Source organism: Paraburkholderia aromaticivorans (assembly GCF_012689525.1).
Taxonomy (GTDB): Bacteria; Pseudomonadota; Gammaproteobacteria; order Burkholderiales; family Burkholderiaceae; genus Paraburkholderia; species Paraburkholderia aromaticivorans_A.
This window is the reverse complement of the sequence record NZ_CP051515.1, coordinates 1,143,117-1,167,964: the sequence shown is the minus strand read 5'-3', so window position 1 is coordinate 1,167,964 and position 24,848 is coordinate 1,143,117. Positions and strand designations below refer to the sequence as shown.

The window sequence follows — 24,848 nt, the reverse complement described above, 5'->3', positions numbered from 1 at the left end:
CGCACGCCATGCATCAGGCTGCCGCTGCCGGCAATTCGGCGACGAGGCGGATCGACGCCGTCAGTTCTTCCATCTGGAAATGCGGCTTGAGGAAGCAGGTTGCGCGATACGCGCCCGGCTTGCCCGGCACTTCCGTCACGTCGATACGCGCTTCGCCGAGCGGATAGCGTGCCTTCGAAGCCTGCGAGGCCGACGGATTGATCAGCACGTAGTCGGCAATCCAGTTGTTCAGATAGCTTTCCACGTCGGAGCGGGTCTGGAAGCTGCCGATCTTGTCGCGAATGATCACCTTCAGGTAATGCGCGAAGCGCGACGCGGCGAGCACATACGGCAGGCGCGACGACAGTTGCGCGTTCGCGTTTGCCGCGTCCTTGTTGTAGACCTTCGGACGGTTGGCCGTCTGGCTGCCGAAGAACGTCGCGTAGTTGGAGCCCTTCGAATTGACGATCGCGATAAAGCCGAGGTCGTTCAGTTCCTTCTCGCGGCGATCCGTAATCGTGACTTCCGTCGGGCACTTCAGCGCAACGTCGCCTTCACCGGTCTTGAACGTGTGAGCGACCATGCCGTCCACCTTGCCGCCACCTTCCACGCCGCGAATCGCTGTCGACCAGCTGTATTTCGCAAAGGCGTCGGTAATGCGCAGGCCGAGCTGGTATGCCGAGTTGGCCCACAGATACTTGCTGTGATCGGTACCGTCGACGTCTTCCTCGAAGTTGAAGCTCTCGACCGGTTTGGTTTTCGCGCCATACGGCAAACGCGCGGCGTACGACGGCAAGACCAGCGACACGTAACGTGAATCTTCCGAATCGCGGAAGCTGCGCCATGCGGCGAGTTCGGCGCTTTCGAAAGTCTTCGACAGATCGCGCGTGACACCCAGCTCGGTGAACGACTTCAGGTCGAACAGGCTCGGCGCGGCGGCGGTGATAAACGGCGCGTGCGCGGCCGCGGCGACCTTCGACAGGCGTTCAAGCAATGCGAGATCCTGCGGATGACGGCCGAAGCTGTAGTCGCCGATCAGCAGCGAATACGGATAGCCACCGAACGTGCCGTACTCTTCTTCGTAGATCTTCTTGAACAGCACGCTCATGTCGTGGTCGACAGCTGTTTCGAGATCCTTCAGCAGTTCCTTCTTCGTGACGTTTAGCAGACGCAGCTTGAGCTGCGTGCTCGTCTCCGTGCCGTACACCATGTCGTGCAGACCGCTCCACGATGCTTCGAGCGCCTGGAACGACGAGTCGTGCATGATCGCGTTGATCTGATCGGTCAGCAGCGAATCGATTTCCGCGACACGTTCGTTGATCATCGCGACAACGGACTTGTCAGGACTCGTGCGCATGCCTTCATCGAGAATCTGCGACGCGAGTTGCCCGATCAGCTTCTTCGCGTAGACGCTTTGCGACTCCTCGACCGCCATGTTCCCTTCGTGAACGATGCGTTCGAGCAGACTCAGTTCGGCGCCCGGCGCCGTTGCTTCGATTGTCTGGGTATCGCCTGCCGCCATGCCGGCTGCATTCTTGCTTGCCATCTGGATCACCTGTGAAAGTTCGTTACGCCCGCCATGACGGGCATGCAATGCCGTTACGCTGCGGGTGCGCTTTCATCGGCCGGTTCAGTTGCAGCCTCGGCTTGAGTGTTAGCGCCTGCGGCCGCCGGCTTGTCGCCGCCGTGAGCCTGGCTTTGAACTTTCTTCAGGTCCTCGGTGTTCTGGACGATGCGCTCCAGCATCAGATCGAGTTCGTCGTTGCCGTCGAGTTTGGCCAGCAGATCACGCAGTTGCTGACGTGCTTCCAGAAGCTTCGCAAGGCGCGGAACCTGCTGCACGATCGCTTCCGGATGGAAGTCGCCGAATTTGGCGAAATTCAGTTCCACCTTGAGATTGCCTTCGCCCTTCATCGTGTCCGGAACCGACAGATCCAGACGCGGTGCGATCTTGCCCATGATCTCGTCGAAGTTGTCGCGATCGATTTCGACCAGCCGGCGCTCTTTCAGCTTCGGCAGCGGCTGTGCCGGGTGACCGGACAAATCAGCCAGAAGGCCGACGACCATCGGCAATTCGCGCTTTTCAATCGCGTCGCCGATTTCCACGTCATAGGTGATCTGGACGCGCGGCGGACGATTACGCCCAACCCACTTCTGCAAACTATTGGACATACGTATCTCCCGATGAAGCTCGCATACATTAAGAAAACCGTCCCGCTCGTCTTCTCGAAGGCGAGCGGCATATCAGGTAATTCGGGGTGGAACGCGCAGGAATCGCATGACGAGGGCAGGCGCGCGCAACCGTCGCCAAAGCTATATCGGCGGGCGTCTGTTTGATCTTTAGAGTTTTCCTTCAGAAACCGGGTTAGTACCTACGAGCCTGGGCCACGCTAACGTTTGCGTCGCCATGTGAGGGTCGATATAGGGTCAGTGAGGGCTCTGCGGGCCGGTCGTCGACCGGCCCGCGACGACCGGCGGGTGGCCATTTTTCGCAATGGAAACCCGCCGCCGAGTAGTGGCGGAACAACGTTCCGTGTGCGGCGCTTACGTTGCCGAGAGGAAGGCGGCGGCCTTGTCGGCGAACGTATCCTGCGTGTGATGATGCACCGCGTGATCGAGCAGACCCTGAATATTGCTGCGGCCCTCGGTGTCGCGTGTCTGGAACTTGAAGCCGGAGCTCTGCAGATACCGCGCGCCGAAACCCTTGAGCCGGGCAAAATACTCCGCGCCGCTGTTATAGGTGGCGCGATCGACCACCTCGCGAGCCGGTTCCATTTCATCCCGGAACAGGTTGGCGAGCGTCATCAGGCTGCCGCAAATGCCGGTATTCAACGTCAGCATCGGGATCAGCGGGCTGGCGTCGCACCCTTCCTGGAAAAACGTCTTGAACTTGTCGAGATCATGGATGATGCCGCCTTTGGACGGATCCATATTCGGCTGGAACTCGAGGCCACGCGGGCCCGGGTCGCGCGTGGCGAGCTCACGCTCTTGCAGGTAGACCTCGCGTGCCTTGACGAGAAACGCGTGAATCTTGCTCTGCTCCCACAGGCGGAAGGTGAACTTCACCAGCCACTCGACGCCCGTGACGATAGCCGATACGAGGCTGCCGGCGCCCGGCAGGAAGGTGCTCAACGACATGGACACCACGCCTTTCAGCGTGGTCCACAATCCCTGGAAAATGCCGGATTCCATTTCGCCTTCAAGCGTTGCGGCAATCAGTTCGGGATGTCCTGGGTTCAGTTCGATGCGGCGCCGCTGCAGCCAGGCACCGACCTTTTCCGCCGCGGCGCGCAGCGTCTTGACAATACCCGCGCCGATGTCGATGGCCGCGCCCACGAAAGGCGCCGCGCTGGCGAGGCACTGTGTGACGACGACCTTGATCAACGAACGCACCACGCTGCCGGCCAGGTTGAACGTGCCGGCCGATGCGCCGAGCAAGGCATTCTTGATCTTCTCGAAAGCCCACGTGACGGCGCTTTCTATCTCGCGGCGCAGGTTGTTGAGCGTTTCCGTGACGGTGACGAACGCCGCGCCGACCATGGTGGTCGGCAAGACCCAAGGGTTGAGGAAAAGAGCCGGATCTTCCTTGATCATGTCGAAGCCGGCCTGGGTCACCGGGTAAGTCCAGGTCACGCTGGACTTGACCACTCCGCTGCCGGGGCTCTCCATGCCGGGCCTGACGGTGCCGGTGGTCGCCCAGCGCCGCTCTCTGGTGTTGGGGGCGCTCAGACCGAAAATATCGTCCACTTTCGCGACCCCCTTGGGCAACAGCTTGACGCCTGTCGCGGATGCGGTGGTGAGCGCTTGAGCGGACACCTGGTGGCCTGCCATGCTGACATGCCGGGTGGCCTGGGTGGCGCTGTTCAGATGTTGCGTGTTCGTGGCGAAGCCGGACCCCACTGCGCCACCGACGGCGGCCACGCCCTCCATCGCGATGGTGAAGCAGTTCATGTCGATGTTGAGATTGCCCAGCAGGTAGAGCACACCGTAACGCGAGTGCGGGATATCGAAGTTCCGGATCCGGTCGCGGGCGGCCGCGGCCGACGCCCGGGGCGGTGCAACGGCGGTTGCCTGCCGCAGGATGTATTCCATCAGGCCGCCACTGTCGGTGTTGCGCGGCACTCGGGCCCAGTCACCGCCTTTTTCGGCGACGTAGTCGTCGAGGGCGTCGCGCAGGGTGGCGGCCTTGAGCGAGTCGAAGCGCGCCGTGCACCAGACGGAGTACGCAGCATCGACGCGCCGTGTGCTCGCGCTTCGCGCGCTGAGAGTCAGCGCCGTGCGGCGGATCCACTCGCTTGCATTGACAACTTCCAACGGTCCTTTTGCACCCATCTCCAGATCCCCTGTAGCCGGTCCACCGGCTTATCCTGGTGTTGAACCCAATTGCAACATCGTAGGTAAATGAACTCCTGCACCGGTTCTTCCGAGTGGTTCCAGGATCGTTGATGGCGTGCACCGTGAGCCGATAGGTTGCGACGGACTAATTTCGCCAGTCACCGAGATATAGATCGGCCCGGAACGCCATCACATCGTTAACGGCCGGTACATGGTGGACTTTAGTGGAGAGTCGACATCTTGCATGCGGGCGCCATGCAGTCCCAAACGCCGAAAACGGTACATCGCCCTGGTTGCGGTGTATAAAGTGTCTATCTCCTGCCGAACATTGATTTGCTCCGCCAATAGCGATACCTTTACATCTATCCTGGTCGTCGAATTCTGGTCAACGAGAGGAGACCCGTTTCGTGAAAAGAGCGTGGGCTTTCTCCTGCATCGTCGCGTTGAGCGCGATCCTCGGCGGATGCGGCAAGGAGGGATCGCAAAACGTCACTGAGGCATCGGGCGCATCCGCGAGCCAGGCGCCGGTTCAGCCAGCGCAGGGCGCGAGCGGTACACCCGTCGCGTCAGGCGCACTGGGCACCGTCACCAAGGCACAGTTGCCGGGGGAAGCAGCCGAAACATTGCGGCTGATCAAGGCAGGCGGCCCCTTCCCTTTTGGGGAAGACGGCGTAGTGTTCCGCAACAGCGCGGGATTGCTGCCGCAGCATCCGCGCGGCTATTACCACACATACACAGTTCGCACGCCTGGGTCGACGGATCGCGGGCAGCGCCGGATCATATGTGGTGGACCGCGCAGGCAGACAGGCGACTGCTATTACACCGACGATTACTACGTCAGTTTCAAGCGCATTGCAGAATAAAGACGGGTTGACTGCAATATGTTTCGAGCGCGCGGTGGAAGCTGGCCGCGTACTGCTTGACGCGTCGGACACGTGACGACCCGTTGCCGTCATTCACAGCCTTTTGCCGAAGGTCCGAAGCTGCGCTTCGACCCGACCGTCGTGCCTCGATAACAGAGCGCCGTTCGTCGCGCATTTTCTTTCTGCCAACACGTGAATTTGCAGAAACCACGCATAACGCAGTCCTGGTATTTGAACGCCGCGGCTACTTGAGTGCGATCACATCCGCCACCAGCAACGCCGTCATATTGACGATCCGGCGCACCGTCGCGGATGGCGGCAATACATGCACCGGCTGCGCCGCGCCCAACAAAATCGAGCCAATTGCGACGTTGTTGCCCGCGGCCGTTTTCAGCAGGTTGTACGAGATGTTGGCCGCGTCGATGTTCGGCAACACGAGCAGGTTCGCGTCACCTTCGAGCGTCGAATCGGGCATCACTTCGCGGCGCAGCTTGTGGTCGAGCGCAAGACCACCATGCATTTCTCCGTCCACCTGCAAGTGTGGTGCGCGTTGGCGCAGGAGCGCCAGCACATCGCGCATCTTCTGCGCCGACGGCGCGTTGCTCGTGCCGAAATTCGAATGCGACACCAGCGCGATCTTAGGTTCGATGCCGAAGCGCAGCACTTCGTCGGCAGCCATGATCGTGATTTCGGCGAGTTCTTCGGCCGTCGGATCGACGTTCACGTGCGTATCGACGAGGAAAATCTGCCGACCAGGCAGCACCAGCGCGTTCATCGCTGCGTAGACGTTGCAGCCTTTCTTCTTGCCAATCACCTGATCGATGAAATGCAGATGCCGGTGCGTCGTGCTGATCATGCCGCAGATCATGCCGTCCGCCTCGCCCCGCTTCACCAGCATTGCGCCGATCAGCGTGGTGCGGCGGCGCATTTCGAGCTTCGCCATCTGCTGTGTGATGCCCTTGCGGGACATCATCTTGTAGTATTCCTGCCAGAAATCGCGGTAGCGCTCGTCATGGTCGGTGTTCACGACCGTGTAGTCCTGACCCGCGACCAGACGCAGGCCGTAACGCGTCATCCGCTGCTCGATCACGGCCGGACGGCCAATCAGAATCGGCTTAGCCAGCTTTTCGTCGACGATAATCCGCACCGCGCGCAGCACGCGCTCTTCTTCGCCTTCAGCGAACACAATGCGTTTCTTCTCCGGCTCAACGCTACGCGCCAACTGGAAGATCGGCTTCATCGTTGTGCCACTCTGATACACGAACTGCTGCAAATGCTGTGCGTAGGCTTCCATGTCCTCGATCGGACGCTCGGCGACGCCTGAATCCATCGCGGCCTTCGCCACCGCTGGCGCGAGTTTGACAATCAGACGTGGGTCAAACGGCTTCGGAATCAGGTATTCCGGCCCGAACGATAGATCCCGAATGCCGTAAGCCGTCGCAACGATATCGCTCTGCTCCTGGCGCGCCAGTTCAGCAAGCGCGTTGACGGCCGCAATTTCCATTGCCCGCGTCACCGTGGTCGCGCCCGCGTCCAGCGCGCCGCGGAACAGGAACGGGAACACCAGAACGTTGTTCACCTGGTTCGGAAAGTCGGCACGTCCCGTGGCGAGGATGGCATCCGGACGTACTTCGAGGGCGAGTTCCGGCAGGATTTCCGGCGTTGGATTGGCGAGTGCCAGAATCAGCGGCTTGTCCGCCATCTGCTTGACCATGTCCTGCTTGAGCACGCCGCCGGCCGACAGCCCCAGGAAAACGTCCGCGCCGGCGATGGCTTCGGCAAGCGTGCGGGCGTCGGTTTCGCGTGCGAACCGTTCCTTGTCCGGGTCCATCAACTCGACGCGGCCCTTGTAGACCACGCCGGCGAGGTCCGTCACCAGAATGTTTTCGAGTGGCAACCCGAGATCGACGAGGAGGTCAAGACAGGCCAGCGCCGCCGCACCTGCGCCCGACGCCACCAGCTTCACTTCCTTGATGTGCTTGCCGACTACCTTCAGACCGTTGATGATCGCCGCCGCGACGACAATCGCCGTGCCGTGCTGGTCGTCGTGGAAGACCGGAATCTTCATGCGCTTGCGGCATTCGCGTTCGACGATGAAGCAGTCCGGCGCCTTGATGTCTTCCAGATTGATCCCGCCGAAGGTCGGCTCCAGCGCGGCGATCACATCCACCAGCTTGTGCGGATCCGACTCGTTCAGCTCGATGTCGAACACGTCGATGCCGGCAAACTTCTTGAATAGCACCGCTTTGCCTTCCATAACCGGCTTGGACGCCAGCGGGCCGATGTTGCCCAGGCCCAGCACCGCGGTGCCGTTTGTGACAACGCCGACGAGGTTGCTGCGCGCAGTGAAGCGCGCGGCGTTCAGCGGGTTTTCGACGATTTCCTCGCACGCGAACGCAACCCCGGGAGAGTAGGCCAGCGCCAGGTCGCGCTGGTTGATCATCTGCTTCGTCGGCGTGATCGCCAGCTTCCCAGGCGTCGGGAACTCGTGGTAATCGAGGGCGGCTTCGCGGAAGCTCGTTGTATCAGATTGCTTGGTCATGGCTGCGGTACTCGGGATGAAGTTGACTGGACGACTCAATGACTGTGGGGCTGGACAATGGAATCTTTCGTCGGCGTCGCCCCAACTGCCGGCTCCAGACCAGTGGACTCAAGGGCATCAATGCTTGTGTCGGCGGTCCGGTTGAGCATCGCTCGCGCCTTGTCCATATCGAGCGCACCCTCCCATCGGGCCACCACAATGGTCGCCACCCCGTTGCCGATCAGGTTCGTCACCGCGCGGGCCTCGTTGAGGAAGCGGTCAACGCCCAGCAACAGCACCAATCCGGACACAGGGATTTTGTGCATGGTGGCCAGCGTGGCAGCCAACGCCACGAATCCCGCTCCGGCTACACCCGCAGACCCTTTGGACGTCAGCAACATCACGCCGAGCAGGAGCAACTGGTCCCAGATCGTCAGATGGATATTCATCGCTTGAGCAATGAACAGTGCGGCCATCGTCAGGTAAATCGCGGTTCCATCGGCATTGAAAGTGTAGCCCGTAGGCAATACCATCCCAACGACGGGTCGTGAACACCCCAGTTTCTCCATCTTGATGAGCATTTGCGGGAGCACCGCTTCAGTTGAAGCCGTGCCGAGGGTGATGAAGATTTCATCCCTAATGTAGCGGAGAAACTTCCATAACGACAACCCACACATCCGCATCACGATGCCGAGGACAACGACCACGAAGATGACACAAGTCAGATAGAGGCAGCCCATCAACTGGCCAAACGACGCCAGAGTTAAAGTCAAATGTGGTGTACGGGCGGCAGGCATGATCAGGCGGCCAACGGTTGCTGGGCCGGTGTGCTGTCGGTCACCGGTACGCCATCCTTGAAAGGGATTCCTTCAAGCAGCGAGGCGATCTTCTCTGGTGCGCGAATGCGTCGCCACGATTGCTCGGCCGACTCGATCAGCTTGAATGCCAGACCGAGAAAGGTCGCTCGCGAAACACAATTGCGCGTGCGCGTCGTGCGATGCCGGACGGTTGCAAACGTCGATTCAATGGGGTTTGTGGTCCGCAAGTGCTGCCAGTGCTCCCCGGGAAAATCGTAGAAGGCCAGCAACTCATTGCGATCGTTTGTGAGCTTCCCGGCGGCTTTCGGATATTTGGCCGAATAGACGTCGACGAAACGGTTGAAGGCCGCGAGCGCGTCTTCGCGCGTGGCGGCTTGCCAGATTTCCTGTAGTCCTTCCTTGGCCCGGCTGTGCTGCGATTTCGGTAATGCGTTGAGCACGTTGCCGGTCTTGTGAAACCAGCAGCGCTGGTGCCGCGTCTGCGGGAACACTTCGGCCAATGCTGCCCACAACCCCATGGCACCGTCCCCGCTTGCCAGCATCGGGCCGCCTTGCAGGCCACGCGCCTTCAGATCAAGCAACACGTCGCGCCACGCGTCCTTCGATTCGCGATAGCCGTCGGCGATCGCCACGCGCTCCTTCGTTCCGTCCGGCTTCACGCCGATGATCACCAGCAGGCACTGGCCCTCGGAATCGTCGCTGCGCAGTCCGGTATGAATGCCGTCAGCCCACCAGTAGACCCAGCGCGCGTCTGCTAGGTCGCGTCGGTTCCATAACAGGTGCTCCTCGGCCCATTGCGCCTTCAGGCGGCTGACTACGTTCGGCGAAAGCCCTTTCGCCTGCTCGCCCAGCAGCACGCTGAGCGCCTCACTCATGTTGCCGGTCGACACGCCGCGCAGGTAGAGCCACGGCAGCGCCGCCGACACCCGTGGTGACTTGCGGATGTAGGGCGGCACAATGTTCGAATTGAACTTCACGCCCGAGCCTGAGCGGTCGCGTACCTTCGGCACTTTGACTGGGACCGGACCGATCGCCGTGACGACCTCACGCTCCGGCAGATAGCCGTTGCGCACCACGGCGCGCCGGCCGTCGAGTGTCTTCACGTTCCCGTACTGTTCGAGCAATGTTGCCAATTCTGCCTCGATCGCCTGCTGGATGATCTGTCGCGCGCCTTGCTGGATCAGCTCATCAAGGCTACCAACGCTTGCTGCTGCTTTACCGTCGTTCGTTTCTTCCGTAAACTTCTTCATGGTGGTGGATTCCGGTTCGCTGGTTCGTTACTCTCGACAAGCAACATTCTCAGCTAACCGCCGCCGCCTTCTCAAATCCCCGACTCATCCCCGTACACCACTTCTGACGATAACTCGACGCCAGCGTGCCAATCCCATACTTGGCGATTGTGAACGCCATGCCGCCGAAGGCGCCGATCGGTGCGACATACATGACGATCCGAACCACGCCAAACATGCCCTGAAGGAACATGTCGAGCATGTCGACGAACGGCGCTGTGCGGGGACCAAGCTTGGCGAGGGCGACCGCGAGCAGAAGCGAGAAGAAGATGATGGGCAGAATATCTCCATTCGCGAATGCCCCGACAATACTGTTCGGAACGATGCTCATCAAGAACTCAAGCATCCCATGCTGCTCAGCCGCGTGGGTGTAGGTGGCAATGGCTGAACTGTCGATGTGCGTGGGATCAATGTTCATCCCGCTGCCGGGCCTGACGATGTTCACGACCACGAGGCCAACCAGCAGCGCAATCGTCGATGCGACTTCGAAGTAAAGGACTGCCTTGACGCCCACCCGGCCAGCCTCGTGAAGGTCATTCATGCGGGCAATACCGACAACAACGGATGCGAAAATGATCGGGGCAAGCAGCATCCGGATCAGTTTAATGAACAGGTCACCGAGTGGTTTAAGTTGAGAACCGATGTCAGGGTAGAAGTGGCCGACGAGGACACCGGCAATAATGCCAATCAGAACCTGGACGTAGAGCTTGGAAAGAGATTTTCCGATCTTTGAAACCCGCATGACTGTCTCCTATGCGTGGCATCTTTTAATGAAAGTCAGGTCGAACACCCGCAGCGGGATCTACCGCTGCGGTGAGCACCGAGTGATTTCGGCTGCGTTCCTTTTGTCTGTTTTTTTGAACGCTACGCCGACGCTTTTGTCGGCGCGTTATGCCGGTTGACGGCTTATGCGGACAGCTTTTGCATCTCGGCGAAGAGATCGGCTTTTCCTTCGAAGCCAATGCCGGGCAGATCGGGCATGGTGATGTAACCGTTTTCCACCTTTACGCCGTCGGGGAATCCGCCAAACGGCTGGAACAGGTCCGGATAGGATTCGTTGCCGCCCAGACCGAGGCCGGCGGCAATATTCAGCGACATCTGATGTCCGCCGTGCGGAATGCAGCGGCTCGGCGACCAGCCATGCTGACGCAGCATGTCGAGCGTGCGCAGGTATTCGACGAGGCCATAGCTCAACGCGCAGTCGAATTGCAACCAGTCGCGATCCGGGCGCATGCCGCCGTAGCGAATCAGGTTGCGGGCGTCCTGCATCGAGAACAGGTCTTCACCGGTCGCCATCGGCTTGTCGTAGTAGTTACGCAGCGTTGCCTGCAATTCATAGTCGAGCGGGTCGCCCGGTTCTTCGTACCAGAACAGGTCGTACTGCGAGAGCGCCTTCGCGTATTGAACGGCGGTGTCGAGATCGAAGCGGCCGTTTGCATCGACCGCCAGCTTCTGACCGTCACCGAGCACGCTCAGAATCGAGTCGATGCGGCGCAGATCTTCATCGAGCGATGCGCCGCCAATCTTCTTCTTCACCACCGTATAGCCACGGTCGATGTAGCTGCGCATTTCGTCTTTCAGCTTCTGGTGGTCCTGGCCGGGGTAGTAATAACCGCCGGCGGCGTACACGAAAATCTTGCGGTCGGGCTGGCCATTACCATAACGATCAGCCAGTAACTGGAACAGCGGCTTGCCTTCGATTTTCGCCACCGCATCCCAGATCGCCATGTCGATGGTGCCGATCGCGACCGAGCGCTCGCCGTGGCCACCCGGTTTTTCGTTCGTGAACATGGTCGCCCAGATCTTGTGCGGATCGAGGTTGTCGCCGGCATCGTTGACGAGCGTGGCGGGATCGGCTTCGAGGATGCGCGGAATAAAACGCTCGCGCATCAGCTTGCCCTGCCCGTAGCGGCCGTTGGAATTGAAACCGTAACCGACAACCGGCTTGCCGTCCCGGATGACATCCGTCACCACGGCGACGAGACTCAGCGTCATCTTGCTGAAGTCAATGTAAGCATTCCGGATCGGGGAGCTGATCGGAATGGTCTTTTCGCGGATTTCAACAATTTTCATGACACTGTCTCCTGAGTTTGGGCACGTATTGCATGCGTCTGGCTGCAATGGAAACAAGCTTATCCGCGAAAGGAGGGGTTAGAATTCGCTTAGATTCATTTCATTTTTTACTTTAGGTGAACAACTGAAGTGACAACGGATTCGACCTCCGATTTCGAGTTTTTTATCCTCCTCGCCAGGCTGAAAAGCATGTCAGGAGCGGCGCGTGCGCTCGATCTCACCCCGCCGGCGGCGACCAAACGGCTGGGGCTGATCGAACAGAGGCTGGGGGCGCGGCTGGTCAACAGGACGACGCGGAGTGTCAGTCTGACGCCGGAAGGCGAAACCTACCTGCGCTACGCGACGCAGATCGTCGGGCAAGTCCGGCAGATGGAAGACGAGATATCCGGGGCCAAGTCCGACCCGCATGGGCTGTTACGCGTCAATGCGACGCTCGGCTTCGGGCGCACGACCATCGCGCCGCTGGTATCTGACTTCGCGAAGCGGTTTCCCAATGTCGAAATCCAGTTTCAGGTAACCGACCGCCCCATCGATCTGGTCGAGGAAGCATTCGATATGGCAATCCGTTTTGGCGAGCTTCCCGACAGCCGGCTTAGCGCACGGCGCATCATGAGCAACCGTCGTTTCCTTTGCGCGTCTCCAAAGTACCTTGAGCGTTTCGGAACACCCGAGCGCGTCGAGGACCTTGTTCGGCACCGCTGCATCATTCATCGCCAGAACGATGATGCCTATGGCGTCTGGAGATACCTGCAAGGCGATCACACCGAAGCGCTGAAAGTCAAAGGAGCGCTCTCAAGCAACGATGGTGACATCGTGCTGCGGTGGGCGCTCGACGGGCACGGGATATTGATCCGTTCCGAATGGGATCTGGCGAAGTACGTTCAGAGCGGCCGGTTAAAACTGGTGTTGCCCGATACACTACTGCCGTCCGCTGATCTGTTCGTCTACTATCCCAGCCAGCGGAACCAGACTGCGCGCGCGCGAGCATTCATTGATTTTTTGATCGTTCATTTTCAGGCGCCGTTCGTCCCGGTTGAAACCGGAGCCTTGATTTATGCACAAAAAAACAAAGCAGGCCGCAAGCCATAAGTCGTCCATCGCAGTCAGCGTGGCTGTCCGCGAACCGTAGGGCTCGCGGCCACGGGCCAAGTCGCTGTATTCGTGTCCCTTCCGCGCGTTTCCGTAATCAGCAGCAACGCAGCGATCGAAATGATCGCTGACGCGACCAAAAACCACGCAACCGAAGATCCCTTCCCGGTGGCCGACAGTAGTGCCGTCGTGACGATCGGCGTCGCTGCACTGCCCAACAGACCGGACAGCATGTAGCTGACCGACAGGCCCGAGTATCGAATCTCAGTGCTGAACAGTTCCGCGAGAAAGGTGGCAATCGGCCCGTAGTTGGCCGCGAAAGCGGTCATCATCAACAGGTATCCCAGCAGCGCGAGGGGAAACTCGCGGGTGTCGAGCAGCCAGAAAAGCGGGAATGCCAGCAACGCCTCCGCGACGATTCCGCCAATGATCACGGGCTTGCGCCCGATCAGATCCGAAAGCCGCCCAAACGCGGGCAACATCACAACGCAAAGCGCGCAGGCGATGAGCGCAATGGATAGCATCGCGTTGCGAGAATAGCCGAGTGTTTGCGTTCCATAGGTCAGTCCAAATGCAACGATCAGGTTGAAGGACGTACCGGTCGACATCGTCGCAATGCCGCCCAGCAGCACCGGTTTCCAGTGCTTGCCCAGCAGTTCGGCCAACGGCACTTTAACCTGAGCGTTGGTGTCCCTGATCTTACGGAACGACGGCGTTTCCGACGTGTTCAACCGAACGTAAAGTCCGACGGCGACCAGCAACACACTGCCCAGAAAAGGGAGACGCCAACCCCATGCAAGCAGCGCGCCGTTGGGCAGCAATGCGTTGCTCAACAGAAACACGAGGTTGGCGATCAACGTGCCTGCCGGCACACCAATTTGCACCCAGGAACCGTAGAGGCCACGCCGGTTCGCGGGGGCGTGTTCGACCGCCATCAACACCGCACCGCCCCATTCGCCACCCAGCGCGAGACCTTGCACGATGCGTAGCGTGAGCAGCAGGAGCGGCGCCCAGATACCGATCGACGCATAGTCCGGCAGGAGCCCAATGCAAAATGTGGCCATGCCCATGATCACCAGTGACACCAGCAGCATCGACTTGCGCCCTAGCCTGTCGCCGAAATGGCCGAACAGCGCCGCGCCGACGATACGTGCCAGGTACGCAGACGCAAAGGTGCCGAACGCAAGCAAGGTGCCAATCAACGGCACAAAACCCGGAAAGAACACCTTATTGAACACAAGCGCCGAGGCGGTCGCGAACACGAACAGGTCGTACCATTCGACGGTTGTGCCAATGACACTCGCGATCGCAATTCTTTTCATGCTGTACTCGATTTCATCCGGTTCGAGGGTACCGTCGACGGTGCTGGCGTGATTCATGGGAGGCTCCACGGGAAATTGAGCGCGCGCCGACTATCCGGGCACTGTCAATAGGGTTTGACACTGTTCGGATCAGGGGCGGAGCGGGACCTACGAGTTCTTTCAGGTCAGCGGACGCGACCGTCGATTTCAGAGCGCTGGGTCGTGTAGTACGCCAATCCAGATTAGTGGCGGCCGGACACCTCGGCTAAGCGCGGCATCCGGAGCAGATTTCCGTGCACTGGCGATTCCAGCCACGGTATGCCGAGCGTTACGCTGTCGAGTGTTTGATATACGCGATCACATCGTCAGCGCTCGACACGTCCGCGTACCGTCGACCGACATCGCGCAGGTTGTCGCGGTGCGGTCCTTCTTCGATGTCGCCCACGCAGTCTTCCGGAACGATCGTGCGAAAGCCCCACTGAAAACTGTCGATCGTCGATGCGCGAATGCATCCGCTCGTATTGCAGCCCGTGATGATGACCGTCTCAACGCCCTCTCTGATGAAATAAGGCACTACGGGCGTCTGGAAGAATATCGACGGGCCAAACTTGCAAACCACTACGTCGTAATCCTTATCGTATATCCGAGGGTCCAGTGCCGAGCTCGGATGATCGAGTCTGAACTGATCGCGGACTGCGGCCACTTTCCAGTGCGGCATGTCACGCTCGGTTTTATAAGCGGTGAAACAAGTTGCGATGGGTACGTCGTGCGCGCGCGCCACCTTGAGAAGACGTGCCGTATTTTCAAGTCCACGCATGACCAGCGGCGCGCCACCCAATGGGTATTTCGACTCGGTGAAGGCCAACTGATAGTCCACGACGACAATCCCGACCTTCCCCTTCATGCCGATCTCAACGGCGCCATACGAGCGATTTTTGTAGTCGTCCATTTCTTCCTCCAAATCAACGGTTTAAATGTCATTGCACGTATGAGAATACGAGTTCAATATACGTACAACAATACGTATCGGTTACGTACGGAATCACCCTGACTTCGAAGAGGTTGTATGAAAGGAATGCCCGCCAGCGCGCCGCTGTCTGAGCCGATTGACTACGAGCAGGTTTTCGCGCACGTGCCGGTTGCACTAATGGTCACCCGACAGCGGGTGATAACCGCGTGCAACCAGCAATTCATGGACATGTTCCGCGCCACCAGCGAGGCACTCGTCGGCCAGACGGTCCGAATCCTCTATCCGAATGACGTGGCCTTCGAACGGTTCGGTGCTCGTGTGATTCCGGCGCTAAAGAAGTTCGGCCGGATCACGGAGCCGCGCGCCATGCAACGGACCGACGGCGAGCTGTTCTGGGTGAATGTGACGGGTGTCAGTGAACACCGGGACGACCCGTACCGCGAGGCGCTGTGGTTTTTCTCGGAGATGGGTGTGGCAACCAGCCTATCCGGCGGTGCAAGCTCCGCTAATAAGTTGATCGCAGAGGCCAAGAATTCAATGACCAGGCGCGAGCGCGATGTGGCGGCATTGCTCATCCAGAACCAGACCGCCAAGGAGATCGGCATAGCGTTGGGTATCAGCCCCCGCACTGTTGAGGTCTTTCGTGGAAAACTGTTGAAGAAGTTCGACGCGCCCTCGACCAACGCGCTGGTTAAAACGCTCCTTGCCTAGCCTTGTTCGATCGGAACGAAAATGGTCGACGAGATGGCCGATGCCGAACGGCCGTTGTCCACGCGCAGGCTCCTTGGCAATGACGAGCAGCCAAACCGGCAAGCCTCCTTCTGTTCGACAAGGCGGGCCGGAAAGTCCACGGATAGGTCATTTGAAAACCCGAACCCATACCGCCCGAAGGCGCCGCGCGCGGTCTTCAAAGAGATATGACGCAGCCAGCGTGAAGAGACCTGAAATAACACCCGTCACGATGTGCTCGACATAGGGGATGCGGTAGTGACCCACGTGCGAATAGGCGTCGCCTAAGGTTGTCAGTAATCCGACGACCAGCGCATTGCCGTATCGATTCGTGTAGAGTTTCGCGGCAGGCGTGAAGGTCAACAGTACGGCCAGGAGTCCGGTGAGCAGCCCTGTATGGAATGCAATCGTCCAGTGGGGAAGGCTAATGATGTTGCCCCAGCTCCCCGGCATGCAGGTCATGCACGCGCTGGTCGGCTGCCAGAAACGCTGGATAAATAGCTTGAAGCGGCGCTTCCACTCGATTGACATGATGTTTTTCCCATCGATGCCGCTGTTACGGCCGACGCCACCCTAGGTACCGTTGGACCAGTTTTCAGGCCTTTGACCAGCTTGCCGTCCTCGTCATGGATGCGTCGAATCTGCGCCGTCGAGGCCGCGCAATAGCGTAGACATGGTGGGATACTACACCGCGATCGGACCGCCGCCGTTTCGACCGGGACCGGAATTTGGCCCTTGCGTTCATCGGCGCACTTCCATCGATGACGGGAATCGAACGATGTGCTTCCCCACGAAGTCAGCTTCCCGGCTCGCCCCACATCAGCCGTTTGCGCTTGTCCAAATGCAATGGCTGCCTGAAGACGAGCAGGCATTTGTCAAAGACTTCGCCGGCAATCTACCGACGGCTGAAGCCGAAATGTACTACGCGGTTCAGCCGCCGATTGGCAAGGCGATCACGATGACGAAGACGACCGTCGCCGCGTGGCACGACAAGCCGACCTGGTATGCGGTGTCAACCGACGATCGGACCATCGACCCCGATCTGCAACGCTTCGTGGCGAACCGGATGCACGCGCATACGATCGAGCTTAAGTCGAGCCACGTGTCGCTGCTGTCGCATCCGACGGAAGTGGCGGTTCTGATCCTCGAAGCGACCGGCGAGCAGAAGTAAGGCGGTGCTCGCACGCCTCGCATTGGCGCATGGAGCGCGAGCGGTCAAGCTGCTGAATAACTCCCAGACCCCAGGCAACAGTGACGCGGAGTTCGGTGAGTGATTGGTCAAGAACGTCCTTGAACTCGCCAGACCCGGTCCAACACGACCGGCTCAGTTCGACTGCGGATTCAACCGGTCGATGCAAGCGACCGAAACCTGCAATCAAGCAGCCGTTCGCGATTTGCCGTCGTGTACGAATCGGTCAAATACGCAAACCTTCAACCCTTCGCGGCAGCTTTTCCAGTTGCGGACACGTGCTGCGGTGCGTACCGTGCACCGTACCCGACGATCCGGAGCGAATCGCTCGCTTGCGATTGATTGGCCGCCCTCCGACGTGGTTAACGGCCGCTAGTGATAGGAGGGTCCGTAGCGGGATCAATATGGCTCTGCAAGGAGGACATGGACGGAGTGCCGAAGAAATAATGTGCGGGAACGGGAAATGCGCAGGAGGTGGGGGCCAGTCGACGCGTGTGCCACCTTTTCGCATGACCACATTTCAACGAGGTAGTCCCGATGAACACATTTGCAATGCCTTACTGGCTCTGGGCAACGTTTTTCCCCGCGCCTGGATTCCAGCCTGAAGAATCGGCTACTGCCACACGCTGTGATGCGAGCAACCTGTCAGACTTTCCGGTCGCAAAGATGATCGCGAGGCGTCCGCTGCGCCGCACGGTCAAATATAGGCGCTCACGCACTCATCTGTGATCTGGTCTGTGCGGAATGCAACCTCGCGCTTTGCCATTTAGCGGCGACGCGTCGCTGCACAACCTCGGCGGAGATGTCATCGGCAGTTGAGGTCTTGGCAAACGGCGTAGGAGCGGGAGCGTCGCCGCCTCTCTCATGACAGGCGGACAAGCCGCGCGGCCCAGACGGCCATCATGGCCAAGACGGTAAGGTTGCCCCGGTTGCCGCTCCGTCGGCGCAGTAATATTTACGCTAAGCGATCAAATGCCGGGCCGACTATCATTCATTGTCTTGTTTGCGAGTAATCAGGCATAAAATTGGCTTCAGCCATGTCAATATCTGCGTTTGCTCCGGACGGGATCCAGCCTGTGTTCAACATACCAGCGGCAGAGGCAGAGTTGGCGCCTTCAGCCTCTCCCATTGTAGGTATCGGCGCTTCCGCGGGCGGACTGGAGGCGATCTCCGAACTCATCTCCACGATTCCGCGTTCGAGCGGGCTGTCATTCCTTATCGTGCAGCATCTCGATCCGTCCCGTCGTAGCCTGCTGCCGGAGATTCTGACCAAACATACCGCGATGCCAGTTGTCGAGGCGATCGAGGGAATGGCCATCGAGGCTGACCACGTCTACGTCATTCCGCCCAACGCCCGCATGCTGATTGCGGAGCGGCGCATCAACCTGCAGCCACGCGTCGACATTCTCGGGCCACCAATGCCAATCGACGACCTGCTGGAGTCGCTCGCCAACGACCAGGGCGCCAACGCCATCGGGGTCATACTCTCGGGCAGTGGATCCGACGGTGCGCTAGGTCTCAAGGCAATTCAGAATGAAGGTGGCATCACGTTCGCCCAGGACGAGGCGTCCGCCCGTTTTGCCAGCATGCCTCAGGCAGCTATTGGCACGGGATGCGTCGATCTGGTTCTTCCCCCGCGGCAAATCGCGGAGGAGATCGCGCGCATCGGACGGCAGCCCCATACCGGTCCCGATCAGTCGATGCCGGCAACCCAGGCTGAAAAAAGTCTGCGGCATGTATTCCGGTTGCTTCACAAGGCCTGCAACGTCGACTTCACGCACTACAAACGCGGCACCATTGAACGCAGGCTGTCCCGGCGCATGGCGCTGCGTCAGATCTCGTCCGTCGCGGACTACGCAGTCGTGCTCGAATCCGATGCGACGGAAGTGCTCGCACTCGGACGGGATCTGCTGATCCAGGTGACCCAATTTTTCCGCGACCCAGAAACGTTCGAAGCGCTGGTCCAGATCGTATTTCCGAGGTTGCTCGCAGACCGCGAACCGGATATGCCGATCCGGTTGTGGATTCCCGGCTGTGCGACCGGCGAGGAAGTCTATTCGATCGCCATCTGCCTGATCGAATACCTGGGAGAACGCGCAGCGGATACGCCGATCCAGATTTTCGGTACCGACGTGAGCGTCGATGCACTGGACGTTGCCCGCGCCGGACGCTACATCGAAAACATCGCACGAAACGTATCGTCCCAGCGTCTGCAACGCTTCTTTGTACGGGACGGCGATTACTTCCGGCTCGACAAGCGCATCCGGGATCTTTGCACGTTCGCACGTCACAACGTTGCCACCGACCCGCCCTTCTCGCGGATGGATCTTGTTAGCTGCCGCAATCTTCTCATTTACCTGAATCCGGTTCTGCAGCGAAACGTCATGCCGCTGTTTCACTACGCGTTGCGTTCCGGCGGCGTGCTGATGCTGGGGCCATCGGAAACGGTGGGCGCCTTCTCCGACCTGTTCGGCGTCATCGAAAGCAAGCGTACGAAGCTGTATAGCAAGAAGCCTCGTCCCGCACACCCGGGTGCCCGTTCGCTCAGTCTGATGTCGTCGCCCGAATCGGCGGTCCAGCCCACGAGTTCGACGCAGGATCGACGCGAGCCACCGCTAGTCGAACGGCTGGGGCGCGAGGCCGCACGCAAGGCGCTCACGCGGTATGCACCACCCTATGTCCTGTGCGATGACGAACTGAACATCATCGAGTTTCACGGCGACACCGGACCGTATCTGGTCAATCCCGAAGGGCCGCCGAGCAGCAATCTGCAACGGCTCGCCCGACCGGAAGTGTTTCTGGCCATCAGCGAAGCCGTCCGGCAGGCCCGCACGAGTGGCGCCCCGTTGCGCAAGACAGGACTGCGCGTCGGAACTGCGGGGAGCGCGGGCGATGCCGGCATCGAGGTGCATCAGATACAGATCGCCGGTGCCGATGGACGGTGGTTTATCGTCTTCTTTGAGGGCGCGCCGCAACGGATAGCGGAAAGCAGGCCAGCCGCGTTCGAAGATGGTTCGATCAGGTCCGCCGTGCTTCGGACCTTGAAGCGGGGCCTCGCCCGAACGCACGAGCAGGATCGAGGCGACCAGGACGCGGAGATCGCGCGTCTCAGAACCGAACTGGACGCCACCCGTGAACAGCTTCGGGCAACGATCGAAGAGCATGAGAGCGCCCGGGAAGAGCTCAAATCGAGCGAGGAGGAACTGCTCTCCAGCAATGAGGAATTCCAGAGCACCAACGAGGAACTCGAGACAGCCAAGGAGGAACTGCAGTCAGTCAACGAGGAGCTTTCCACGACCAACGACGAGCTGCGCTATCGGGTCCGTGAGCTGAAGACCCTGCACGATGAAGTCACGCGTGCGCGCGACTACGCCGAGGCGATCATTGAAACGATCGCCGAACCGGTCCTCGTACTCGAGGCGGATCTGCGCATCACGCGAGCCAATCGGGCCTTCTACCAGGCATTCGCGACCTCGGCCGAGGCGACGATTGGCACGAAGCTGTATCTGCTCGGCAACGGCCAGTGGGATATTCCTGCGCTGCGCACGATGCTCGAAGAAATTCTTCCAGAGAGGACCAGCGTTCGCGACTACGAGATAACGCACGAGTTTCCGCGCGTCGGCACGCGCACCATGTGCCTGAACGCAGTGCGCATCGCATGGCCTGAGCAGGCGCTTGTCCTGCTCACCATTCAGGACATGACCCAGCAGCGCGATGCGGTGACGCGTCTAGAGGCAGCGGATAATCAAAAGGACGAATTCCTTGCCATGCTTGCGCACGAACTGCGTAATCCTCTTGCTGCGATTCGCAACGGGATACAGCTATGGCAACGCGGTGATGCCGACGATGCGTCCATCAAGGCGGCTCAGGCTGCCGCCCAGCGTCAGCTTGCCAATGAGATCGGTCTGGTCGACGACCTGCTGGACGTATCCCGGATTTCGCGCGGCATCATCACGCTCAAGGTACAGCGCATCGATCTGGCTGATGCGGTTCGCCACGCGGTCGAGACGATGCAGGCGGAAATCGGAGCGCGACAGCACGAGTTGACACTCGAGTTGCCAGAGGAAATCCTGACGGTCGAGGGCGATACGATGCGGCTTGAGCAGATCGTGACGAACCTGCTCGGCAACGCGATCAAGTACACCCCTGCCGGTGGTCGCATCCGGCTTTCGCTCGAACGCGAAAGACACGATGCCGTACTGAGCGTCACCGACAACGGTATCGGGATGACTGCCGAGTTCATCCCTACGATTTTCAGGATCTTTGTTCAAGCGCAGCGAACGTCCGATCGCAGGGGCGCGGGTCTCGGGCTCGGCCTGACGCTGGTGCGGCGGCTGGTTGAACTGCACCGGGGATCGGTGCATGCTTCCAGCGAAGGTCTTGATCGCGGCAGCAGGTTTGTCGTCCGGCTTCCGGCACTGCTGCCGGGCACCGCACCGGAACATTCACCGAACCCCGGTCGATCGGCGGAAGGACCAACCGCTACCCACCGGATTCTGGTCGTCGACGACAATGTCGACGCGGCGGAAAGCAGCGCCGCGCTGTTGCGACTCGACGGACATGAGGTGCAGATAGCCTGCGACGGGCCAGCCGCGTTGCGGACCGCGGAGGATTTTCGCCCCGACGTGGTATTGCTCGACATTGGCCTGCCCGGAATGGACGGCTATGAGGTCGTACAGCGGCTACGTACGATGCCGGCTCTGGCCGATGCTGTCGTGATCGCGGTGAGTGGGTATGGAGGGGAACAGCATGCCGAGCGGTGCCGGCAGGCTGGTTTCGATTGTCACCTGGTCAAGCCCGCCAATCTCGAGCAGCTTAATGCGTTAGTTGAGTCATGTCGCAGCAGGCGTACGACTGCCAAAAATGCGCCGTGAGCGGCACTCGCCGAGTCCGAAACGCATGGCATGCAGAACTGTGGCCGCGTGTCATCGATTCCCAGTCTGCCGCAGACGCAATGATGAAAAGACCCGCCGAGAACACTCATGTCGACCCGGAAACGACCGCCGCATGAAGCAATGACTCTCGCGTAGCGGACGACCGCCTCAGTAGCATCCGCAGCGTCGCGTCAGAACGATTCACCGACCATTTCTTCACTCTTGCGCCAGAGCGCGTCAGCGCCTGCAGCGTCAAGCGCATAGCGTCGGACGCCTTCGCTGACGGGCGTGATGACAACGTCGTCGGCAACGGTTTGGCTCACATGGCAGTTCTCGCAGTATCTACCGCCCACGGCGTCAGCTGCCGCCACCACCGCCGCCCACACGGAAGTCGCTGCCCCTTGTGGCACGGTCTTGAACTGAAACGGCCCCTTCCCCTCCGACTCGAGCTGCTTGTTGATCCCTCCGAGCAGCGCAGTCATTTGGCTTTCGTCCATGTGACGAGCGAGTTCTGTGTGGATTCCGCCCGGATGAACTGCGGCTGCGCGTACACCGCGCGCTCGATGCCGCTGATCGAAGGCCACCGCAAACAGAATATTCGCCGTCTTGGCGCGCCCGTATGCAACGAACGGGTCGTAAGGCGTTCGCTCGAAGCCCGGTTCGTCGAGATCCACGTTAGCGAAACGGTGGCCCGACGACGCGAGCATCACGACTCGACCACCCGATGGGATCAGCGACGCCAGGCGATTCACCAGCACGAAATGCCCCAGATGGTTCGTACCGAACTGCGTCTCGAATCCATCCGCGGTCTTGCCAAAGGGCGTTGCCATCACGCCCGCGTTCGCGATGATGACGTCGATAGGTTTGCCGTCCTCCCGCAGCCTGTCGGCGCAATCCCTGACGCTCTTGAGGCTCGCAAGATCGAGCGCTATCAGCTCGATGCTGCCGCCCGCCGCGGCGGCCTCCCGCCGCGCCTCAGCGATTGCCTGCTTTGCTTTTTCCAGATCTCTAGCCGCGCCGATAACGTTGGCCCCGCGCGCCGCCAGCGCCCGCGCCGTCTCTACGCCCAATCCCGCCGACACACCGGTCACCAGAATTCGCTTGCCATGAAGATCGACGCCTGCGAGCACGTCGTCCGTCGTCGAAGTCGCCCCAAATTTCTCAGTCATTTCCGCCGCTCCAGCACAATGAAGATTGACGTCATTCCCCGTCCGGGATAGAAACGGAGCTTACCTCCGCTTTTATCGATACTAAACGGAGACACCCTCCGTTTGCAAGGACCCGACGTGTAAATGACCGATTCGACGCCAAAAGAACGAAAACCCAGAGCAGACGCGCTGCGCAATCGCGAGCGCATCCTTGAAGAAGCGAAAACGGCGTTCACTCGCGCTGGTGGCGAAATCAGCCTGGAGGACGTCGCCCGTCAGGCGGGCGTCGGTGCAGGCACGCTGTACCGGCACTTCCCTACGCGCGATGCGCTGCTGGAGAGCGTCTACCGTGCCGAGGTGGCGAAGCTTGCCGAGGAGCAGCGCAGACTGTCCGACTCGCTGCCTCCTCCCGATGCGTTGCGATCGTGGATGTTGCTCTTCGTGGATTACATCGAAACGAAGAAGATCATTGCGCCTGCATTGAATTCAATCGTCGGAGGGCCGACGAAGCTATTCGAATCGTCCGGCGCGCAGATCAAGGACGCGATTCACTCGCTCGTCATGGGCGCAATCGCGAGTGGCGACATCCGCCCCGATATCGAGCCACTGGATCTGCTTCGCGCGCTCGTCGGCGTTTCGAATGTCGCGTCGGCGCCAGACTGGCAGCAAAGTGCGAAGAGGCTGGTCGATATACTTTTACTTGGGTCCAGGCCGACGGAGTAGGTTCGGCAAGCGGGCCCGTTGAGTCGCTCAGAAGTTCATCCCCTTCTGTTCGCTCCCGCGGGAGACCGAATTGGCGACCGGGCGCCACCAACCTCCGCCTTCAGTGGCGGTCAGCGCTTCATATCCTCTTGCCTCGCGCCCAACGCCGCAGCAATACGGCTTTGTGCGGCAACGAGCTGGTCATCCGTAGTCGCCACCAGCCACAGACGTGCGTGCTCCGCGATCCGGCGGTTGTGGTCCTTCAACGGGCCCATCGCGGCAGCCGCCTTCCAGACCACCGGGCCGACTCGGCTTTGCCTGCCCGACGGCGCGCCGACAAGCAGGCAATAAGGTCCCAGCGGAAGCGATACAAACGGAAGAGCCGGACTGGCGCGCACGCGCCAGTCGATGAAGGGCGTCTCGCTGATAAGCAGCGGTGTGGGCAAGCCGTAAAGCACACTGAAATCGTACAGCGCCAGTTGTTCCGGCATGCGGGCGTAACTACGCCGGATGTCGTCGACAACCGCCGCGCGGATCTCGTCCTCGAACATGGGTTCCTGCGCGTAGCGGGCAAATGCCTCGCGCGCCTCCCATTGATAGGCGCTGAACAGGCCGAGTTCAACGCAGTCCTGCACCGCGCGTTGAACCTCCGCCACAGAACCGGCTTCCTCTGGCTTGCCCAACTGCGCAGCCCGCAAAAATCGGGCAAGTCCCGCCTCCTGGATCGCGGGACCCTCCTCGGATACATTGTCTTGAGCGTCCTTACCGAGGGGCACGTAGGTATACTTCTCGGCTGCAAAATGCGATTTCTTGCCTTCGTCAAACTTGATCTCGCCATCAACGCAGTCCAAGTAGCGAGTCCCAACTCGACCATGCTCCCAAACCCAATTTTTCAGGAGCGGACGTAGTGGATGCAGTCTGTCGTGATCGGTCATTGAGGCCTCCAGGTGCTCCAGTATAGTTCCAAG

Annotated in this window: 17 protein-coding genes and 2 pseudogenes; 6 read left to right on the top strand and 13 right to left on the bottom strand. The window is 60.1% G+C overall.

Annotated elements, in window-relative coordinates:
• Positions 1-13: 13 nt before the first annotated feature.
• The 3 genes from tssC to HF916_RS17110 form a co-directional block, all read right to left on the bottom strand.
• On the bottom strand, positions 14-1,525 hold the full coding sequence (gene tssC, locus HF916_RS17120) for a type VI secretion system contractile sheath large subunit (RefSeq protein ID WP_168790063.1): 1,512 nt from the start codon (positions 1,523-1,525) through the stop codon (positions 14-16).
• A 53-nt stretch (positions 1,526-1,578) separates the two neighbouring features.
• On the bottom strand, positions 1,579-2,151 hold the full coding sequence (gene tssB / locus HF916_RS17115; protein ID WP_168790062.1) for a type VI secretion system contractile sheath small subunit: 573 nt from the start codon (positions 2,149-2,151) through the stop codon (positions 1,579-1,581).
• A gap of 372 nt (positions 2,152-2,523) precedes the next feature.
• Complete coding sequence (locus tag HF916_RS17110; RefSeq protein WP_168790061.1) at positions 2,524-4,311, bottom strand: hypothetical protein; 1,788 nt, start codon at positions 4,309-4,311, stop codon at positions 2,524-2,526.
• 410 nt (positions 4,312-4,721) lie between these two features.
• Here HF916_RS17110 and HF916_RS17105 point away from each other — a divergent pair, with 410 nt between their 5' ends.
• Positions 4,722-5,177 carry a ribonuclease gene (locus HF916_RS17105; RefSeq protein ID WP_168790060.1) on the top strand — a complete coding sequence of 152 codons (456 nt, stop codon included), beginning with the start codon at positions 4,722-4,724 and terminating at the stop codon, positions 5,175-5,177.
• A gap of 244 nt (positions 5,178-5,421) precedes the next feature.
• Here HF916_RS17105 and HF916_RS17100 read toward each other — a convergent pair whose 3' ends face one another.
• From HF916_RS17100 to HF916_RS17080, 5 genes and pseudogenes are all read right to left on the bottom strand, one after another.
• Positions 5,422-7,719 carry an NADP-dependent malic enzyme gene (locus HF916_RS17100; protein WP_168790059.1) on the bottom strand — a complete coding sequence of 766 codons (2,298 nt, stop codon included), beginning with the start codon at positions 7,717-7,719 and terminating at the stop codon, positions 5,422-5,424.
• A 35-nt stretch (positions 7,720-7,754) separates the two neighbouring features.
• Positions 7,755-8,462 (bottom strand): annotated as a pseudogene (locus HF916_RS17095) (cation:dicarboxylate symporter family transporter); the annotation flags it as partial.
• Positions 8,463-8,497: 35 nt separating this feature from the next.
• Complete coding sequence (locus HF916_RS17090) at positions 8,498-9,766, bottom strand: IS256 family transposase (RefSeq protein ID WP_168787787.1); 1,269 nt, start codon at positions 9,764-9,766, stop codon at positions 8,498-8,500.
• A gap of 115 nt (positions 9,767-9,881) precedes the next feature.
• Positions 9,882-10,547 (bottom strand): annotated as a pseudogene (locus tag HF916_RS17085) (cation:dicarboxylate symporter family transporter); the annotation flags it as partial.
• A gap of 164 nt (positions 10,548-10,711) precedes the next feature.
• Positions 10,712-11,878 (bottom strand): mandelate racemase/muconate lactonizing enzyme family protein, encoded by a 1,167-nt coding sequence (locus HF916_RS17080; protein WP_168790058.1) that lies wholly within the window; start codon positions 11,876-11,878, stop codon positions 10,712-10,714.
• Positions 11,879-12,067: 189 nt separating this feature from the next.
• On the opposite strand from HF916_RS17080, the gene HF916_RS17075 reads away from it, so the two are divergent.
• Positions 12,068-12,967, top strand: a complete 900-nt coding sequence (locus HF916_RS17075) for a LysR substrate-binding domain-containing protein (RefSeq protein WP_240975658.1) — start codon at positions 12,068-12,070, stop codon at positions 12,965-12,967.
• Positions 12,968-12,981: 14 nt separating this feature from the next.
• Here the strand turns inward: HF916_RS17075 and HF916_RS17070 are convergent, their stop codons facing one another.
• Together HF916_RS17070 and HF916_RS17065 are read right to left on the bottom strand one after the other, a co-directional pair.
• A complete protein-coding gene (locus HF916_RS17070; RefSeq protein ID WP_168790056.1) occupies positions 12,982-14,346 on the bottom strand; it encodes an MFS transporter in 1,365 nt (454 codons plus the stop codon).
• A gap of 250 nt (positions 14,347-14,596) precedes the next feature.
• Positions 14,597-15,217 (bottom strand): isochorismatase family protein, encoded by a 621-nt coding sequence (locus HF916_RS17065; protein ID WP_168790055.1) that lies wholly within the window; start codon positions 15,215-15,217, stop codon positions 14,597-14,599.
• Positions 15,218-15,334: 117 nt separating this feature from the next.
• On the opposite strand from HF916_RS17065, the gene HF916_RS17060 reads away from it, so the two are divergent.
• Positions 15,335-15,949, top strand: coding sequence for a LuxR C-terminal-related transcriptional regulator (locus tag HF916_RS17060; RefSeq protein WP_168790054.1), 615 nt, complete (start codon positions 15,335-15,337; stop codon positions 15,947-15,949).
• Positions 15,950-16,096: 147 nt separating this feature from the next.
• On the opposite strand, the gene HF916_RS17055 is transcribed toward HF916_RS17060, so the two are convergent.
• The gene (locus HF916_RS17055; protein ID WP_168790053.1) at positions 16,097-16,498 is read right to left on the bottom strand and encodes a hypothetical protein; all 402 of its coding nucleotides are present in this window, start codon (positions 16,496-16,498) and stop codon (positions 16,097-16,099) included.
• 310 nt (positions 16,499-16,808) lie between these two features.
• Between HF916_RS17055 and HF916_RS17050 the strand changes: the two genes are divergently transcribed.
• The gene (locus HF916_RS17050) at positions 16,809-17,138 is read left to right on the top strand and encodes an alpha/beta hydrolase (RefSeq protein ID WP_346777733.1); all 330 of its coding nucleotides are present in this window, start codon (positions 16,809-16,811) and stop codon (positions 17,136-17,138) included.
• 1,124 nt (positions 17,139-18,262) lie between these two features.
• The gene (locus HF916_RS17045) at positions 18,263-22,030 is read left to right on the top strand and encodes a chemotaxis protein CheB (protein WP_168790051.1); all 3,768 of its coding nucleotides are present in this window, start codon (positions 18,263-18,265) and stop codon (positions 22,028-22,030) included.
• Between the two features lie 191 nt (positions 22,031-22,221).
• On the opposite strand, the gene HF916_RS17040 is transcribed toward HF916_RS17045, so the two are convergent.
• Positions 22,222-23,199, bottom strand: coding sequence for an SDR family NAD(P)-dependent oxidoreductase (locus HF916_RS17040; RefSeq protein ID WP_168790050.1), 978 nt, complete (start codon positions 23,197-23,199; stop codon positions 22,222-22,224).
• A gap of 123 nt (positions 23,200-23,322) precedes the next feature.
• Here HF916_RS17040 and HF916_RS17035 point away from each other — a divergent pair, with 123 nt between their 5' ends.
• Positions 23,323-23,901, top strand: a complete 579-nt coding sequence (locus HF916_RS17035; protein WP_168790049.1) for a TetR/AcrR family transcriptional regulator — start codon at positions 23,323-23,325, stop codon at positions 23,899-23,901.
• A 110-nt stretch (positions 23,902-24,011) separates the two neighbouring features.
• Here the strand turns inward: HF916_RS17035 and HF916_RS17030 are convergent, their stop codons facing one another.
• On the bottom strand, positions 24,012-24,815 hold the full coding sequence (locus HF916_RS17030; protein ID WP_168790048.1) for a hypothetical protein: 804 nt from the start codon (positions 24,813-24,815) through the stop codon (positions 24,012-24,014).
• Positions 24,816-24,848 lie beyond the last annotated feature (33 nt).